This window comes from Acinetobacter sp. YH12152 (genome assembly GCF_013418285.1).
In the GTDB taxonomy this organism is placed as follows: Bacteria; Pseudomonadota; Gammaproteobacteria; order Pseudomonadales; family Moraxellaceae; genus Acinetobacter; species Acinetobacter amyesii.
Genome location: NZ_VPCH01000062.1, coordinates 1 through 17,518, shown reverse-complemented (window position 1 = coordinate 17,518; position 17,518 = coordinate 1). Strand labels below are relative to the sequence as shown.

Annotated in this window: 13 protein-coding genes; 4 read left to right on the top strand and 9 right to left on the bottom strand. The window is 33.7% G+C overall.

Going from position 1 to position 17,518, the window contains the following annotated elements:
- Window positions 1-284 precede the first annotated feature (284 nt).
- Window positions 285-1,481: a tyrosine-type recombinase/integrase gene (locus FTU83_RS15280; protein ID WP_180107179.1), complete on the top strand. Its 1,197-nt coding sequence runs from the start codon at window positions 285-287 to the stop codon at window positions 1,479-1,481.
- Here FTU83_RS15280 and FTU83_RS15275 read toward each other — a convergent pair.
- The 9 genes from FTU83_RS15275 to FTU83_RS15235 form a co-directional block, all read right to left on the bottom strand.
- Complete coding sequence (locus tag FTU83_RS15275) at window positions 1,478-2,218, bottom strand: M48 family metallopeptidase (protein ID WP_180107177.1); 741 nt, start codon at window positions 2,216-2,218, stop codon at window positions 1,478-1,480. The genes FTU83_RS15280 and FTU83_RS15275 overlap by 4 nt on opposite strands.
- A gap of 1 nt (window position 2,219) precedes the next feature.
- Window positions 2,220-5,501: a type I restriction endonuclease subunit R gene (locus FTU83_RS15270; protein ID WP_180107175.1), complete on the bottom strand. Its 3,282-nt coding sequence runs from the start codon at window positions 5,499-5,501 to the stop codon at window positions 2,220-2,222.
- Between the two features lie 15 nt (window positions 5,502-5,516).
- The gene (locus tag FTU83_RS15265) at window positions 5,517-6,125 is read right to left on the bottom strand and encodes an SLATT domain-containing protein (protein ID WP_168542740.1); all 609 of its coding nucleotides are present in this window, start codon (window positions 6,123-6,125) and stop codon (window positions 5,517-5,519) included.
- Window positions 6,126-6,127: 2 nt separating this feature from the next.
- Window positions 6,128-7,435, bottom strand: a complete 1,308-nt coding sequence (locus FTU83_RS15260) for a nucleotidyltransferase (RefSeq protein WP_180107173.1) — start codon at window positions 7,433-7,435, stop codon at window positions 6,128-6,130.
- Between the two features lie 116 nt (window positions 7,436-7,551).
- Window positions 7,552-8,490, bottom strand: a complete 939-nt coding sequence (locus FTU83_RS15255; protein ID WP_180107171.1) for an endonuclease NucS domain-containing protein — start codon at window positions 8,488-8,490, stop codon at window positions 7,552-7,554.
- Window positions 8,490-9,758 carry a restriction endonuclease subunit S gene (locus tag FTU83_RS17630; RefSeq protein WP_180107169.1) on the bottom strand — a complete coding sequence of 423 codons (1,269 nt, stop codon included), beginning with the start codon at window positions 9,756-9,758 and terminating at the stop codon, window positions 8,490-8,492. The genes FTU83_RS15255 and FTU83_RS17630 overlap by 1 nt, the downstream gene beginning before the upstream one ends.
- Window positions 9,748-11,271 (bottom strand): type I restriction-modification system subunit M, encoded by a 1,524-nt coding sequence (locus FTU83_RS15245; protein ID WP_180107167.1) that lies wholly within the window; start codon window positions 11,269-11,271, stop codon window positions 9,748-9,750. The genes FTU83_RS17630 and FTU83_RS15245 overlap by 11 nt, the downstream gene beginning before the upstream one ends.
- On the bottom strand, window positions 11,271-11,891 hold the full coding sequence (locus tag FTU83_RS15240) for a restriction endonuclease subunit S (RefSeq protein ID WP_180107166.1): 621 nt from the start codon (window positions 11,889-11,891) through the stop codon (window positions 11,271-11,273). Before FTU83_RS15240 ends, FTU83_RS15245 begins: the two co-directional genes overlap by 1 nt.
- A gap of 46 nt (window positions 11,892-11,937) precedes the next feature.
- Window positions 11,938-12,228, bottom strand: coding sequence for a hypothetical protein (locus tag FTU83_RS15235; RefSeq protein ID WP_180107164.1), 291 nt, complete (start codon window positions 12,226-12,228; stop codon window positions 11,938-11,940).
- Between the two features lie 795 nt (window positions 12,229-13,023).
- Between FTU83_RS15235 and FTU83_RS15230 the strand changes: the two genes are divergently transcribed.
- Genes FTU83_RS15230 through FTU83_RS15220 form a run of 3 tightly spaced genes read left to right on the top strand, consistent with a single transcriptional unit; the run spans window position 13,024 to window position 17,322 of the window.
- Entirely contained in the window at window positions 13,024-14,514 is a 1,491-nt protein-coding gene (locus FTU83_RS15230; protein WP_180107162.1) for a site-specific integrase, read from the top strand.
- Window positions 14,511-16,718 carry a hypothetical protein gene (locus FTU83_RS15225; RefSeq protein WP_180027272.1) on the top strand — a complete coding sequence of 736 codons (2,208 nt, stop codon included), beginning with the start codon at window positions 14,511-14,513 and terminating at the stop codon, window positions 16,716-16,718. The genes FTU83_RS15230 and FTU83_RS15225 overlap by 4 nt, the downstream gene beginning before the upstream one ends.
- On the top strand, window positions 16,711-17,322 hold the full coding sequence (locus FTU83_RS15220; protein ID WP_180027271.1) for a hypothetical protein: 612 nt from the start codon (window positions 16,711-16,713) through the stop codon (window positions 17,320-17,322). Before FTU83_RS15225 ends, FTU83_RS15220 begins: the two co-directional genes overlap by 8 nt.
- Window positions 17,323-17,518 lie beyond the last annotated feature (196 nt).

Sequence of the window (17,518 nt, the reverse complement as noted above, 5' to 3'; positions counted from 1 at the left end):
CAAGCAGACGTGCACAGAAAATAGCAATCAAAGAACGAAATCTAAATCCTGTGCTTGACTTGGAATTGTCCATATAGGACATTTCTATTTGGTTATTAGGTAGGACATTTCTACTTAGGAATAACAAAAGGTACTTTAGTACTTGTTGTTTAAACTACATAATCTCTCTAATGCTTTAAAATCGTAAAATGTCATTTAAGTGTTGTTCATGTTTCTTAACACTTTAATATTTGGTCTTGATATCAAAAATATGTAGCATGGTTATATTTAAAGAATAGATAAAAATGCTCTTAAAATTTAAAGATAAATTCCATAAAAAGACTAATGACAAATTAATTGTCATCACTAATTCTTGTCTTGTGCCATACGTTTGGCCTCAGGTTTACAATGAGTTTTTTATTTGTCATTTGGCTACTAATACTAAATATAAAATTCTTAGACACATTAATCATTTTTATGAGTTTTTAGATACCAAGCTTCATATTTTTCCAGATAAGATTTTTGATGAGTCCAACTTAGATAACACTAAAAATTACTTCTTCTCCTATTATTGTCATTTATGTAATGATTTAGAACCAATTAATAATGAAATTTGGGCGGATGTTGTAGTTTTTTATGAAAAAATTCAAGAGTTTAAATTAAATACTAGTAATAATATTAATTTTGAATTAAAAGAATCAATCAAAGATTTATCAGAAAAACTATCTCAATTTAAGTTTAGAAAATCTAAAAAAATATTAAAAATTAAATCATTACCTCCAGTCATTATTGACTATCTTGATGAAATTCTAGTCCCAGGTGCTGTTAACAATCCTTTTAAGCATTTACAAACACAGTGGAAATATTATGTGGCATACATTCTATTGTCATATGTAGGTTTGAGACGTGGAGAATTATTACTATTAAATATCGATTCTTTCTTCATGACGAAAAGCTTTAAAAATAATAAAAATTATTATTACTTAAATGTACAAAATAATGAGAGCGATGATGATGAACGCTTTACAGAGCTGAATTTAAAAAATCAATATGCTACTAGGCAGATACCTATTGGTGAGGATATATACAAACTACTCAAAATTTATTGTGAGGGCTATAGACCACGCTCTTACACCCCTTTTATATTTATATCCAATAGGCATAAACCATTGTCCGTAGAAGCCTTAAATAAGACATTTCTAAAAATTTATCAAGCGTTGCCTATAGAATTATCAAAACAGTTAGAAAAGACACACGGTCTTACAAGCCTATCACCTCATATGTTACGTCATACTGCTGCTTCAATTTGTGTTTCGCTCTATCCAGATGATAATAGAGATAATATGTTTGCTGTAATGAGGAGTTATTTTGGATGGTGGCCAGATTCCAAAATGCCAGCATACTATGCTAGCAGTGCCTTCAATGACCAAATGCAGGCAAAATATCTCGATATATTAAATAGAAGAATATCAACAATAGAAAGAATATTTAGTCACGATTAGTGAATGATTGCTGTCGCTCTATCATCTAACCGTTTTTTGATTATTGGCCAATCAGGCATAACTTGACTTAGAAGTTGATAAAAACGCTCACTATGATTATGTTCAACCAAATGACAAAGTTCATGCAAAATCACATAATCAATGCAAATTGCGGGCGCTTTAACTAGATGCGGGTTCAGTGTAAGAAGACCTGATGGTGAACAGTTCCCCCACTGTGTGCGCATTGTCATGAGTCGTATATCAGGCTTAGCTTCAACCCATAAGGCTTTTTCAAGAATCTGCCTCAATCGTACTTCAAATATGACTTTTGCTCGAGATCTGTACCATTCATTTAAATGAGATTTAATACTTTCAATATCCGTATCTAAGGTGTTTACCTCCAATCTTCCCCTCAGAAGTTTTACACCTTTTGGCTTGGTATCATCATGAATCACTTTCAATTGGTATTGTTTACCCAAATAAAAGTGGCTTTCACCACTTTTATATTGGCGAGGCATGATAAATTTGCTTTGCTCACGGAACTCTCGTAATTGTTTATAGATCCAACGACTACGCTGCTTTACAGCTTCAATGATTGTTTTATCATCTGCATTTAACGGTGCCGATACAACTACCCGACAATCAGCATAGACTTTAATTAGTATCTTTTCAGTACGGCTAGGACTTTCAAGCACCTCAAAATCAACAACTTCATCACCATAAATGATGCTTAACTTTCTCTCTGGCAGCGTATTCATCCTAGAGCCCATTCAAACCGACCCGAGTAATTTGTACGATCATTTCCACAATTTTTTTGGCTTGATCCATACCACTACCAATGGATTTACATTCACGGAACATCTGCGGTAATAGTTTTTTACGGATATCTGCTTCAATATTTTGTGGATTAATTGAGTTTTCAGCTACAGAGCTCATGACAGAACGATCAACCTCGAAAGCGAGTTCAATCCACTTATCTTGATTCTGTTGATCTGTTATCGAGAATGCTTCAGGTAATAGTTTCTTGAATACACCATAATAAGCTTGAGCATGCTTATTACCACTGAACACATCAGGAATTTCATCTAAACGACGAGCCTCAACTTGCTCTTCAAACTCTTTAAACAGCATGTGTTGCTTCAATGGATGATCAAATTCTTTCTCTGCTTCTTCAATGACTTGACGTAAAAGTTTAGAGAAAGCCTCCTGAGCATAAGGATCATCACGCAATTGCTGTTCAATCATCTTCGTTACACGAGTTTTGATGATATCCGTTTCATTACGTGTTTTCTCTTCACTCCAATCTTCGGGTTGCGCCATTTTGCCCATCTTGCCGACTTCATAGACTCCATCAGGGTCTTTTACCTCAATACCCACAACATGTTTATCAAGAAGTTTTTTGACTTGCTCAGCATACTGATCATAGTCAATAGTCTCTCCAGCATCTCGTTTCACAATCTGACGCAAGCTTGTAAATAGTTTGACTGTTTCTTTGTAGTGCTGACGATCTGCATCAGAAAAGCTTTTATCTTCAAAGAAGGTTGCTGACTGCAATGCAACTTTTAAACAACTGGCAAATTCTGTAAGTGCTTCATAAAAATCATCACGAACTTTTAAGTGAATATCGACTAACTCACCCTCACGTTCTTCAATGCGTGGGACTAAAACTTGGCGCAACTGCTCTGGATCATTTTTATTTTTTACACCATCAAAAATCGCCCATAGCGCTTTATACAAACGAGGTAAACGTTTGTATTCAGAGCTCATTTGCGTATACAAGCCTGTAAGATCATTGATATCATAGCCACCTTGGGTACGAGCAGCGAGATCTTGGTAATCAAGAATTGTGGAATCTAATTCTTTTAAAATACCTCGATAGTCAATCAATAAACCAAACTTTTTCATTGGATGAAGTCGGTTTACACGCGCAATTGCTTGGATCAGATTGTGCTGTTTTAAATTTTTATCAATATAAAGAACAGCATTTTTAGGTTCATCAAAACCTGTTAAGAGCTTATCCACCACTATCAGCAATTTAAGCGAATCATCTTTTTCAAAACGCTCAATTACTTGTTTGGTATAAGTTTGCTCATCCTGAGTGCCGACATTGTCTTTCCACCATTGGGTCACTTCAGGGGTAGTCGATTCATCAACATCAGTATTTCCTTCACGACTATCAGGTGGGCTCATCACCACAGCAGACTCAAACAAGCCTGCTTCATCCAAGTACTTTTTATACTTAATCGCTGAAGCCTTGCTATCGCAAGCAAGCTGTCCTTTTAAACCATCATCAATATTTTTCACAAAGTGATTGGCAATATCTAACGCAATCAGGCGAATACGATCATCCGCAGTATAAATCTCACCTTTTCTCGCAAATTTACGTTTTAAATCTGCTTTTTGCTGATCATTTAAACCTTCTGTAATCCGTTCAAACCACGTATCAATCGCACGTTCATTTACGTCTAAATCAGGGATTCGTTCTTCATAAAGCAAAGGTGTTACAGTCTTATCTTCTACCGCTCTCTGCATAGTATAAGCATGAACAATAGGTCCAAACTTGTTAACGGTCTTTTCATCTTTAAGCAATGGTGTACCTGTAAATGCCACGAATGCCGCATTTGGAAGTGCGAGTTTCATACGCACATGGTTTTCACCACCTTGGCTTCGGTGCCCTTCATCAATCAGGACAATGAAGTCTGAACTTGTGTTAACACATTCAGGAAGTTTGGTTGCAGAGTTAAATTTCTGAATCAAAGAGAACATGATTCGCTCTGTACCCTTACCAATTTGTTCAGCCAAGCGTTTGCCAGAAGTCGCCATAGCATTTAGCTTGTCTCTTTTTCCTGCCAGTTCACCACCTGATACAAAGGTTTTACTGAGTTGATCTTCTAAATCGACACGGTCAGTGACAACCAATATACGACATTGTTTTAAAGCTTCATGCAAGATCAATGCTTTACTGAGAAAGACCATGGTAAAAGATTTACCTGAACCTGTTGTATGCCAAATGACACCACCTTCACGGCCACCTTTGGTGTTCTTAGTACTAATACGCTCAATGAGTCGTTTGATACCAAAGATTTGCTGATAACGAGCAACAATTTTTCCTGCTTTCTTATCGAAAAGCGTATATAGGCGAACCATTTCGAGTAGTCGCTCAGGCTTTAATAGGCTGATCAGCAGTTGATCTTGACCTGTAACAGCTAAGTCTCCACCTGCAATTAGATTTTCATACCACTTGAGATCATCTGCATGACGATATGCGAACAAACTGTTTTTTTGTACAGCACTTAATTTCTTATTTTTAAGCGCATACATTTCTGCATCAGAAATATCTTCTTCTCGCCATGCAGCCCAAAATTTTGCAGGGGTATTACATGTGCCGTAACGACCTTCATGCCCATTTATAGAGAGTATCAGTTGGCTATATGCAAACAGATGTGGAATTTCATCAGGTCGCTGATTACGAAGTGTCTGAGAAATACCTTCATTAATTGTTGGACCTTTCTTTGCCTGACTATCAGGGCGTTTTGCTTCAATCACAACTAAAGGAATACCATTTACAAAGCAAATGATATCGGGTCTACGTGTATCTACTCCACCTGAACGTGTTACAGCAAATTCTTCTGTATATGAAAAGTCATTATTATGGATGTTATGCCAATCAATCAATGGAATCGTTGGGCTAACTTTTTTTCCATTTACAAATTCAGTTACAGGAATACCGTAGAACAAATGGTTATACATTTTTTCGTTGGCAGTCAGTAGCCCCTCATTCAAAGCTGGGCTACAGATTTCAGCAATTAAGTTGTCTACCGACTTTGCTGAAAGTGGATATTCTTGACCCGCAAATGGAAAAGTACGTTTAGAGAGCTCTTTACGTAAAATTTGACGTAATACCACTTGGTCTTGTTTACCATCACGGGCAACAAGTGCCTGTGATGGCGGTAAAAACGACCACCCCAGATTCATTAACAATGTTAATGCGGGAATCTTAGCACTGTATTCTTCTTGAAACTTAATTGAGAGACCGTTCATATCAAACCAAAACTTTTAAAATAAAACTGCGAAACATGCACTAAGATTTGCTTTATAAATAAAGCAGATAGCCATAACAATTAATACCACCAAGAACATATAAAAACTTAACGGCACTTTATCCCTAAAAAAACTAAAATTTTTCTGCTCATCAACCCATTCAATTTGATGTTGCCAAAAGAATTTATAGTGTGCACACCAATCACTGAACAACATTTGTTTACCTAAACCAACTGAACAATACCGATTCTCTAGTTGGCGATACTCTTCAATTAAAAATGTTAAATCATCACTATTACTTTTACCTTGGACTGAATAATATAATGTTCTCAACTGATTATAAATTTTTGTCAACTCATCTCCTGCTGTCTTATATTCATTTTTTTTAGCATCATACATTATGACATACAGTCCAATTACGCCAACCAATGTAAATGTTGCCGATAGGAACTTAGTTGAAAGTGCATCAAAGACCAAAGAGTAAATACCAAAAGCGATTGAAACAAAGCTTATCCAGCCAGGTAATTTCTCCACTAAATCATAAGTCGCTAGATTCTTCTTTGCCCCAAAACCTACGTTATAACCAGTTTCCGCAATACATTTAAGTAAATCATCTTTAATCATCTTCACTCCTCAATCGGCACATAAATGCGGTCACGAGCTACAACTACAGCATTTTGAATGATGTAGCATTCCACTATATGCTCACCATTAAAATCAGCGGTTTCAGTTTTTTGATTCTGCCCTAGATCCGCAACAATTTGCCCTCTAATACAATCTCGACTTTTTGCAGCCTCTCCACGATTTAGAACTTTCCATAAAACAGAATATTTTTGCTCTGGTAAACTAGAGGGCGTCCCATTTTTATCGATATAGAATCTAAGACTTCTTCCGCTATTTAATTTTTTACGATTTCTTTTAAAATGACTTAAGAAATCTATGAATGCACCATGTTTAGTAATTTCACATTCTATTTTTAACGGATAACGTATATCTATTGGGTATTTATTCTCAATAAACTCTTCAGTATCTCTATAGCGTAACTCACCTAATGTCATTGATTTAACGATAGTAGTTGCTGCTTTAGGGAAAGAGTTTCCATATACTTTTCGCCAATAATCATTAGCCGAACTCTTTCCTGCATTTTCAATAGCTTTAAGCGAATTCTCATATGCTTTTTTAGCTTTTCTTTGAAATTTACTTTTAACTTTGACATCCTGATTACTACCTAAAGCTTGATAGTGATCTTGATCGGGTTGTTCGGATAAATACTTAAAAAAGTCTCTACTTAAACAATCATATGAACTATAACTCTTGTCATCATAATTCGTAGTCGATTTCATAAAATTGTAGGCGAGTGTGTCTATTAATAGGCCTCCTATGCCCACTCCATGCTTATTTTTCCAAGCTCTAGCCATCTTACATAAACGACGCAAGTTTTTATTTTTTGCCTCATTCATGCTTTTCATTTCATCAATTTCGGCTTGAGGCTTAGTAATTTTCCAACTGCCACCATTCTTTGTATCTGGATACTTATACGAACCATCCTCTTGCTCAAAAACAGGCTGTACCTCGACATGAAAATTTGTGTATTGGACACATACAACTAATCGATCTACAAATACGGTAGTTCGAGGATAACGTGCAAGAATTGCATCTTTTGTATCCTTTAATAACTTTGATTGACCGCCATTTTTATAATCATCCCATTTTGAGGGTGGCATGATGTACAACATGTCTAAATCTGAAATACCTTTAATCGCAGTCCATCTGCCGTACGAACCAACTTGTAATTGGTTTGATGTTTTTGATTCGGTATCACGAAATTTTTTGTTCAATGCACATGTTATCTCTTGATAACGTGACGTGATTTGTTCTTCATTTGCAACTTTAATATTGCTTAAAAAGTCTTGAAACATTTGGGAAATTGACATTACAGCCCTCAAGTTTTAATTGTTGATAAAGTATTAAAAACGTCCTTGTTTCTAACGATCCATTTGATATTTAGTGACGCCAAATATAATCTTTAAGAGTCAAATTTCAGTTTGCATTAGCTTTTATTCAGCTTAAAACTCAACTGATAACGATAAAACTCAATATTCTGTGCCACGCTCAAAGCACGACGAATTCTTAAGTCATCTTCTAGTGCAATAATCACACCTTTCACTTGCTGATCTGCCTCAGCCAACTCATCTTTGACATAGCCCATATAGCGTTGGATTTGCCCCACGACACGATCACTTGCACGACCACGTTTTAGCTCAACAACAAGCAATGTCTTCTTATCCTTACTGATTGCCAAGATATCGATAGGACCAGTATCCGATGGATACTGCTGACCGACCAATTGACCTTCTTCGGTATAAATGTCGTATGTTGCACCCAACTCAGTTTTAGACCAGTTCTCTACCAAGAAATGCTCTAAATGCTTTTCTAAAGCAAAAGCTGTTGGGTCTTCGACTACTTCATCAGGCTCAAGATATTCAACTGTTTCTTTGCCATCAATAAGTGTTTTAAGCTCTTCTGCATACTTGGTCAGATTACAAACTGTACCCACTGATCCCGATGAGTTTTTTAGCTCTTGAGACATCATTTCCCTAGGTAAAGTCTGTTCAAACCATTCAACTTTTCTGCGATGGCTTAACTCGCCAGAAGGCACGTAGTAATAGTCAGATATGACTTTACCCACGAGATAATGACCATCCCCACGAGGTGTAAGGATAATGTCACCCTGTTTAATCCCTTTAGAAAGGGTATGTAGCATGCCACATGCTAAGCCTGCTGAAATCTTACTTTTTTCAGGTAAGGCTGTTAAATAAACAGGAATAAAACGATGATTAAACTCACGCCAATCATCAGGTAAGTCATGGGTTAAGTCTTGGTCAATGTTCCAGTTGGCGGCAATAAAGCCGCCCTCTAGAAACTCTTGAGCAAATACAGACTTGGCACCCGCCATAATGCGGTAATAGCTAGGTGTTATTTGCATCATTAGGCAGCCACCTTGACACGTTTTTTACCTGTCAAAAGTTGTTGCATAAGTGCTTTTTTTTCTTGCTTCAAGCAATCAAGTTTTTTCTGCAAACCTTCAATTTCCTGATCAGCAGCAGAAAGAACAGCAGCAATTTTTTCCTGTTCGGCTATTTCGGGTATAAAAAGTTCGTAGCTATTAAAAATACTCTCACTGAAGTTTCTTCTAACAACTGAAGCTCCTACAACCGATGCTGCTTCCAATACTTTCTGGAATAAACTGCTTCTTATAAAGTGCTTCATAAATTCAGGAGAAGATAAATTTGTAATAACAAACACTTTGTATGCAGGTGATACAATAACTGGAAAATCCATTAAATGAACATCAACCGACCCCATCCAAAAGTTCAGCCCACTCATTACAAATCTTCCTGTTTTGACTACCCTATATTTTGAAGTATCTTCACTAGCAACAGATTTATTAAAATATTCTGACTGATTAACCAAACCATTTTTTGTCACCGAAAAAATAGGGAAATCCTGGTTTCCTGCTGACAATACTTCTGGCTTGAAAATTTCCTTCACTTTTGTACTTTTCCACTCCCCTCTAAACCTCACTCCATTCTCATCAAGCAAACGCTTCTTACCCGTCAGCAACTGTTGCATCAAAGCTTTTTTCTGCTGTTGGCTATTTTCAAGCATTTTTTCAGTAGCCGAAATTGCTTGGTCCCAAGTTGAAAGGATTTGGGCGATTGCCTTTTGCTCAATAAGTGGTGGCAAAATAATTGGTAAATCTTTACATATCTCAATAGTTAAATTCTGCTGACCAGAAGTCTTTTTAGATCTAGACTGTAACCATTGTTGAGCTTTAAAACTATTTAAAAACTCTAGAAAATATTTACTATCAACAAGATTTTTTTGTAGCCGGTAAAATACAATCGCCTGATTCATATTATATTCAGGATAGCTGTCATCAAGTAGAGCTGTTTTCCCTAAAGGAGGACCTACGATATTCATCAAAATATCATTAGGAAATGCCATTGAACGCGATAGAAAATTTTCGTGAGACTGTTTTGATACAAATATGAAATCAGAATCTAGTGCTAAACGACCATAAAAAGTTAAATTATTAACTCGTAAAAAAGGAATTTTACCTTCATTAGAAATCTCTGATTTAGGCGGAGTAGTCCCTTTAGAAATTTTTGTGCAAATTTCATTGGCAGTTTTACAAGACCAATCATTTGGAATAATTCCAAAACCTGAAATGAAGTTAGATGTATCATTCACCACAACCCAACTCCTCTAAATACTTCGCCATCTGAACTTCAAGCTCAGCAAGTTGAGTCTTTAACTGCTCACGCTCAGCACGTACAGCAACCAAATCAATCTCAGCTTCTTCTTCAAAGGTATCCACATAACGAGGAATATTTAGGTTGTAATCGTTGTCTTTCACTTCCTGCAAAGTCGCCAAATACGCATACTTATCTACGCTTTCACGGGCACGATAGGTTTCAATAACCTTGGCAATATTATCTTGGCTTAAGTTGTTTTGATTTTTACCTGACTTAAACTCACGGCTTGCGTCAATAAATAAAACCGAATCATCAGACTTTTGCTTTTTAAAAATTAAAATTGCAGCAGGAATACCCGTACCATAGAACAGCTTTTCAGGTAAACCAATAACCGCATCTAATAAGTTTTCGTTAATCAACTTTTCACGAATCTTACCTTCAGATGAGCCACGGAACAACACCCCATGTGGAACCACAACACCCATACGACCCGTAACAGGTTTAAGCGTCTCAATCATGTGTGAGATAAAAGCATAATCACCCTTGGTCTTTGGTGGTAAACCACGACGGAAACGATCAAACTTATCATTTTCAGCTTGCTCATAACCCCACTTGTCTAATGAGAATGGCGGGTTTGCTGTCACAATATCAAACAGCATCAAGTCGCCATTCTTATCCAATAGTTTTGGATTACGAATGGTATCACCCCACTCAATTTTGTGGTTGTCTTCGCCATGCAAGAACATGTTCATCTTAGCTAATGACCACGTTGAACCAATCGCCTCTTGCCCGTAGAGTGCGTACTCTTTACTGTTGTGATTGCTGACGACCTTACGACCACACTTCATCAACAGTGAACCAGAACCACAAGCAGGGTCACAAATACTGTCGCCTTTCTGTGGATCAAGTAATTCAGCAATTAAGTCTGATACTTCAGGTGGCGTATAGAATTCGCCCGCCTTTTGACCACCACTCGCTGCGAAGTTTTTAATCAAAAATTCATATCCGTTACCAATCACATCAAGTGAACCGACACGGCTTGGTTTTAAATCTAAATCAGGCACAGCAAATACTTCTAAAAGATCTTTTAAAATGGTATTTTTTTGCTTTTCTTCACCCAATTTATCGGTATTAAACGAGATATCTTGGAAAACGCTTTTGCCTACATCTTTGAGCTTTGTACCATTGGCTTCTTCAAGCGCATGTAAAGCCATATCAATACGTTCGCCATTGCCGGGCTCAAAACGACGCTCAAGCAAGGTATAGAAATTCGATTCACGAGGCAGTACAAATCGCTCGTTTTTCATCATTTCTTCAATCAGTTCAGGTTCATCACCATACTCGTTTTTATAATTATCGTAGTGGTCTTGCCATACATCAGAGATGTACTTTAAGAACAGCATTGTCAAAATATAGTCTTTATAGGTATCTGCACTCACCGTGCCACGGAATACATCACATGCCGACCAAAGGGCTTTATTGACGGTATCTTGATTAATTTGAGTAACCATTATTTGTTTCCTTGGAGCAGTTGTTTAAACATGCCCATCATCATTTGTTCACGATTTTTAAGTAATTGCTGGGTCAAGATCTGCTCTTGCTCCCAAAGACGGTTTAATTCGATTATGCGTTGCTGAATGTCCAAGCTAGGGACTTCAACCTCAAATTGGCTGACTATTGATACGCTCAGCATCGGCATCTTAGAACCCTGACTTTCTTTGCGTAATTCATATTGCACATTCGATTGGTTCAGGTACCAACATAAGTATTCAGGCATGACTTTTTTATTTGGCATTAAAATCAAAAACTGGCTACTCACAATGAGTGGTAGTACTTTTGATTGATCCTGATTGCCTACAAAATAATGTGCTTTGAGATACTCACCTCGACAAGGTAAAAGCACACATTCAGGTGAGACGATTGCGTTATCTTTACCTTGCCAATCAATTTGCGGTAAAGCATCTGAAAAAAGCGTATAACCACATGTATCCGTTGCAATGCTACGAATATCTTTGATCTGCAATACGTGGGCATTGCCTGACTCAACTTCTTCAACCTTTTCACGGAATGTAAAGCCTGTGCGGATCTCTGCGAGATCGCTCAGTTTTAGGAATCTTTTTAACTTTGCCATAAATATTTACTCTGAAAGAGAATGAGCCATCCTTGGCTCAGTCCACTTAAGATGCGTTACCAACATATTTCTTTAGCCAATCAGTCATTGATTTGTCTTTATCTGAATCCAAATTTATCCAAGCCGCATCTCTTTGCAAACGTGTCACTAATAAACCATCATCTCTATCCATGACTTGTTGTAAATCATCACGAATCTGTGGTGCTGTTTTATCCGAAACGATAATCCAACAGGACTTTAACGGTCGACACCATGTTCCATAAGCCTTAATTTTTTTATCCAGCTCTTCATAGTTACGTTGTTTACGCAGGTCATAATTGATCTGATATACTTTCATTTGTTCTTAACTCCTAATGTTTAGTCACGTTATTGGTTTTGAATTCGATGACAGGCGGCCACCTGTCATCACTAAATTTAATGCAGTAGAGACCCTATGAGTCATGCCGAGTGTTATGTTAGGTTGGTATTTGTGTTATGTCAATAAAAAACGCAGTAGATTCCCTATGTAAAATAATAAATAAATTTTCCTACTTTTTGTGAATTTCAACGAGGTTCTGGAAATTCTCAGATTTCAACTCAAAAAATTTAATATTGGCTATTTTCAACTCAAAAAATTTAATATTGGCTATTTGAATTTAAAGTATATTGATTATTGGTGCTCTTCATAGAAAGTGATTCAATTATTTAATTCAAATTTATAAAAAACTGCTGAAGGGTTTTGTTGCACCCTTCTTAGACCAACCATATTCTGCTGTTTCATTACTATTGATGCCTGACTCATCAATATAAAGAATCTGTTCTTTTACATATTCGGCTTTTAATTGAGGCAACAATCATTGAAAGACAGCTCGACCTATTTTGCAGGCTTGTCTAGAGTAATATTTTTACATATAAAATATAAAAATCAATACCTTACAAATTAAAACTCTTATTTAAATCACATTTACAACAGTTCATTAATAATTATTTAATTATAAAAATTATTATATTTATAATAAATAGAATTTTATTGAGATTATTATATTTATAATAAATAGAATTTTATTGAGATTATTATATTTATAATAATCTTGAAGAGCTTGCAAAAATTTATTTTTTATATATTATTCTTAATGAAATAAAAGGAATTATCATGGATAACAAATATCAAGAAGCAAGTGCATTAGAATTTAAGGATGATGGTTTATTTAAAATATCTACAAAATATATTAGATATGAAGATGATTTTACAGAAAAAATACACACATTTAGGGATATTGAAAATGATAGTTGGGAAATTTATAGTGATGGGTGTAAAAAGATAATAGTTTTTAAAAAATATAAGACTAATATTAAAAACTTAATTAAGTTAACTGCTATAAACATACTTACTAATCTTTCATCTTCTACATTAGTTAATTATATTCATGGATTCCTAAAAGTATTCTCTGAGCAAGAAATAATTGACATTATAAAAAATAAAGAAAAAATTCTTTATAATTGGGAAATCTATAAATCAAATAAAATCAATAGCTTTACAATCTCAACAATCTTGCCAGCTCTAAATTTTCTAAAAAACATCCTAATATATCTTTCTGTTAATAATTTATTAAGATGGAATAAAAATGATATTGAGAATATATCAAATTTAAAAAGATTTAAAATAAACAAATATGCAAAAATAAAATCCGGGGATTGTTTTTTAAATACAGAAGAGGAAGCAAAAATATTAAATTATATTGGCAAGGTAAGTAACTATGAAAATTTAACAAGTAAAGATTTAGATGAATATTGTGTTCTTATACTTTTTTATCAATTTGGTGTTAGGCCAAAACAAGTCGGAATGCTTAGGCTTTATGACTTAAAAACTTATAAAATAAATAAATACGATGAAACACTTCATGTTAAATTTCAAAAAATCAAACAAAGACATACTATGAATGCAATTCCATTAGTTAGAAAAATAAAAACAGAATGGATAGTTTTTTTTAAAGAAAAAATTAGAAAAACAGATAAACATGGTAATTATTATTTTTTTTCTAATAATAAAAACGATATACGTGAAATTTTAAGAAAAGTAACAATTAAAATATTAGGTTATCCTATTAATGCAAATATATTTAGACATTCAGTTGCACAGAGACTAGTTGAGTCTGGGGCAAATTTAGATGAAGTATCTTCCTTCCTAGGACATACTTATTCTAAAAGTGCATTGATTTACTTCCAAGTATCTGCACAGACTGGAGTATTAATTAATAAAGCTCTAGGCATATCTAATATATATAGTAAAATTTCAAAAATTACGCATGGTGATTTTATAAGTATAGAAGAATTAAATAATTTGAATACTGAAAAATACATTGAAAGTTATCCACATGGAATAGCAATATCTGGTATTGGTGGATGTGATTTAAAACAGAACTTATGTAAAAAAAATCCAGTTTTTTCATGTTATGGTTGCGATAAATTTTTACCTCTAAATGATAAAAGTGTTCATGAAAATGTATTAGAAAACCTAAGAAGTATTATAAAAAAATTTAAGGACTCTAGCTTATCTGAGACTCACTCTCCTGCTTATATGCAACTTAAGAGCCTAATATTCAATATTGAATCCCTTATACATGAAATCGAGGAAAAAAAATGAATAATTTTAAGAATTATATTTTAGAAATGAAGAAATTAGCTCAAATAAAAAAAATTAAATGGGACATAGAGGTTGACAAAAATGGTGTCGTACTCTCTGAGGATCGCTGGAATTTAAATGAGATAATTGGAAATAATACAAGACCATTTTACTATCTTTCTAGTTTCGAACTGGTTGATAAGTTTAGATTAAATAATATTGAAAATGTTATTATTAGTAATAACTGGATTGAACTTATCAAAGCAGTAACAATAGAAAAAATTTTAATAGATAAAATAAAGCCAAATAGTATAATGCCAATAATATTTAATTTGAGAGTAATAGCTAGTATAGCAACAAAACCTCCATATGATATGAATCCAGAAGATTTTTTTAAAGTTATAAATCATATTGAGAAAATAGACTCTTTAAAAATTACAGCAATAAAAAGTATTGTAAAACATATTTTTGATATTAAGTTTTTATCTAAATTTTGTCCTATATATCCTTACTTAAATATTAAAAAAATATCTAGTTCTACCCCACTTTCTAATCAAATAGATAAGAGGGATAGTGCTGATAAACTACCCGAAAATAAATATTTTTGGGAACTAGTTAGAATTTTATATACAGAGGAACCAAAATCTTTTTTTGATTTTATTAGGTTTAGTCAACTAAAGTTATTAGTTCTTACTGGTTTACGGATTAGTGAAATAACTTCTTTACCTCTAAACTGTATAAAAAAGCACAATGTTTTAGATAAAAAAATCTATGAAAAAAATAAACAGTATGGGGCAGTTAGTCATTATTTTTCCCTTAAATACTTCGCAGAAAAATTAGAAAAAGAAAATCAACATAATATTTTACAAATTGAATCACAGATCATTCCAGAAATATTTGAGCTTGAAATCTTAAGTATTGTTGAATCAATTGAAAAATTAACTTTAGGTATTCGTTCAACTTTGAAAAATTTTGAAAATAAAAACTTAGGATTTTATGATGATTATATACCTGCTTACAGTGCTTATTTAATATTAAGTGGTAATAGTATTTTTTTAGAGAACATTGAATATGATACAAAGGAGCTAAATATTATACAACGTCAGGAACTATCCAATAAATTAATTGAATTGCAAATAAAACTATTAGATACCAAAGAATTCACACACTCTTTTTATACGTATATGCAAAGATTACGCTTAAAATGCTGTATATATAATCAAAAAAAACAGCCTTACCTTAGTCACGAAAAAATTATCTATAGAACCTCTTTTTTTCGAAAGTCTGATATCTTAAATTATATTTTTAATGAAAAAGAATCCAAATCTCCTGACCTATATTCTATTAAAGTGAATGATGGTTCAGTAATTAATTCTAGTGATTTTTTATTTCTGTATCCTAAAAGAGCCCTCATAGAAAATAGAAACAATGGTCTACTAGCAATTGATCATTATTTAAGTATTGGTGTTACCAATCGCCAAGCCCTGAACTGCTTTATTAGCAAAATTAGTGAAAGCACCCCTACTATTTTTGAAATATATGGATCAGATGAATTTAAAACTGCCTCACTAAAAAGCCATAGTTTCAGACACTTGATGAATACTGAATTATTCAGAAAAGGTATAGCAGATTCATTAATTACTAAACATTTTAATCGCCAATCTATTTCACAAACTTATGAATATGATCATCGCTCACTTGCTGAGAAATTAGATTTTAACAATATACCAACTATAAATAAAGACATAGATAATTCAAGAACTGAAGTACTTATAAATTTAATTAATGAAAATAAAACTAGAGGGCCTCTAATCAGCAAATATCTAGAAATTCAAGAAGAATATGGTGATGATGAAGCCTATTTGTTCTTGAAAACAGAAGCAGATGGATTTCATACAACACCTTATGGACATTGTGTAAATAGTTTTGCTGTTGATCCCTGCCCCAAACATCTTGAATGCTTCTCTGGTTGTAATCACTTTATGTCTACTGGTCTAAGTAAGCATAAACAAAACTTAATTAATCTACGAGATAAATTTAAGCAAGAATTACAAATTATTGAAGACTTCCCAAGTAAAGGAATAGGTAAATTGCATCAAATAGGTCACATTAAAAAACAAATATTAAATATAGAACTTATTTTGGAATCAGATGAAGGTTCTTTAGTTTTTCCTGCAGAAAATGATTTGTCTGATATTGATAAAAAGGATATTTTCGATGCATAATTTAATTCAACTATTAGAGCGTATGTTAGAGAATAATATTGACATTAGTTATAGAAAAGTTGCTGAATTAAGCAATGAATTCAAACATGCGTCTTCTATAACAAGGGACACTGAACGAAAAAATCTTGTTGATTCCTACAAATTTAGACAAGAAAAACTTAGATTATTAATTCGAAAAAAGACTCCTGAATATAATGTTCAACAAAAAAATCAAAGTTTACTCTTACAAATTGATGAGCTTAAGAATAATAACTTAGAACTGATAGCCTCTCATAATACTTTACTGAAAATTGTTGGTGAATTAGGTGGCTTTACAGCGTGGTCACAACTTTGTGAATCACTGGATCATTATGATCAAAGAGTTATAATTTCTAAAAATCATCCAGAATACTTAGCTTTTATAAAAAATTTACAAACTATTAGAAATCAAATGCAGCTATCTCAAATTGAATTATCAGTAATTTTGGGTAAGGATGAAAATTTTGTAGAAAATATTGAGTCTTTTGAACTTCTGCTACCAATCACAGGAGTCATCATAGTTGCTAATTTTTTACTTACACAGCAATTTGAAAATTATCGGAATTTTAAGCCAATTTTAGAGTGAGTGTTTAAGGGCTGTTGACATTTCAAGTATAAAATTTACCCGACAAAGGTAGCCAAATAAAGATACAAGCAGAGATGGATCCGGAAATTTGAACAACTCCTATAAGTGATACTCTGCTCCTCAAATGATGTTATAAACATCAATATATGGAGTATTTTATGGCACGTAGACCAAGAAGAAATCATTCAAACGACTT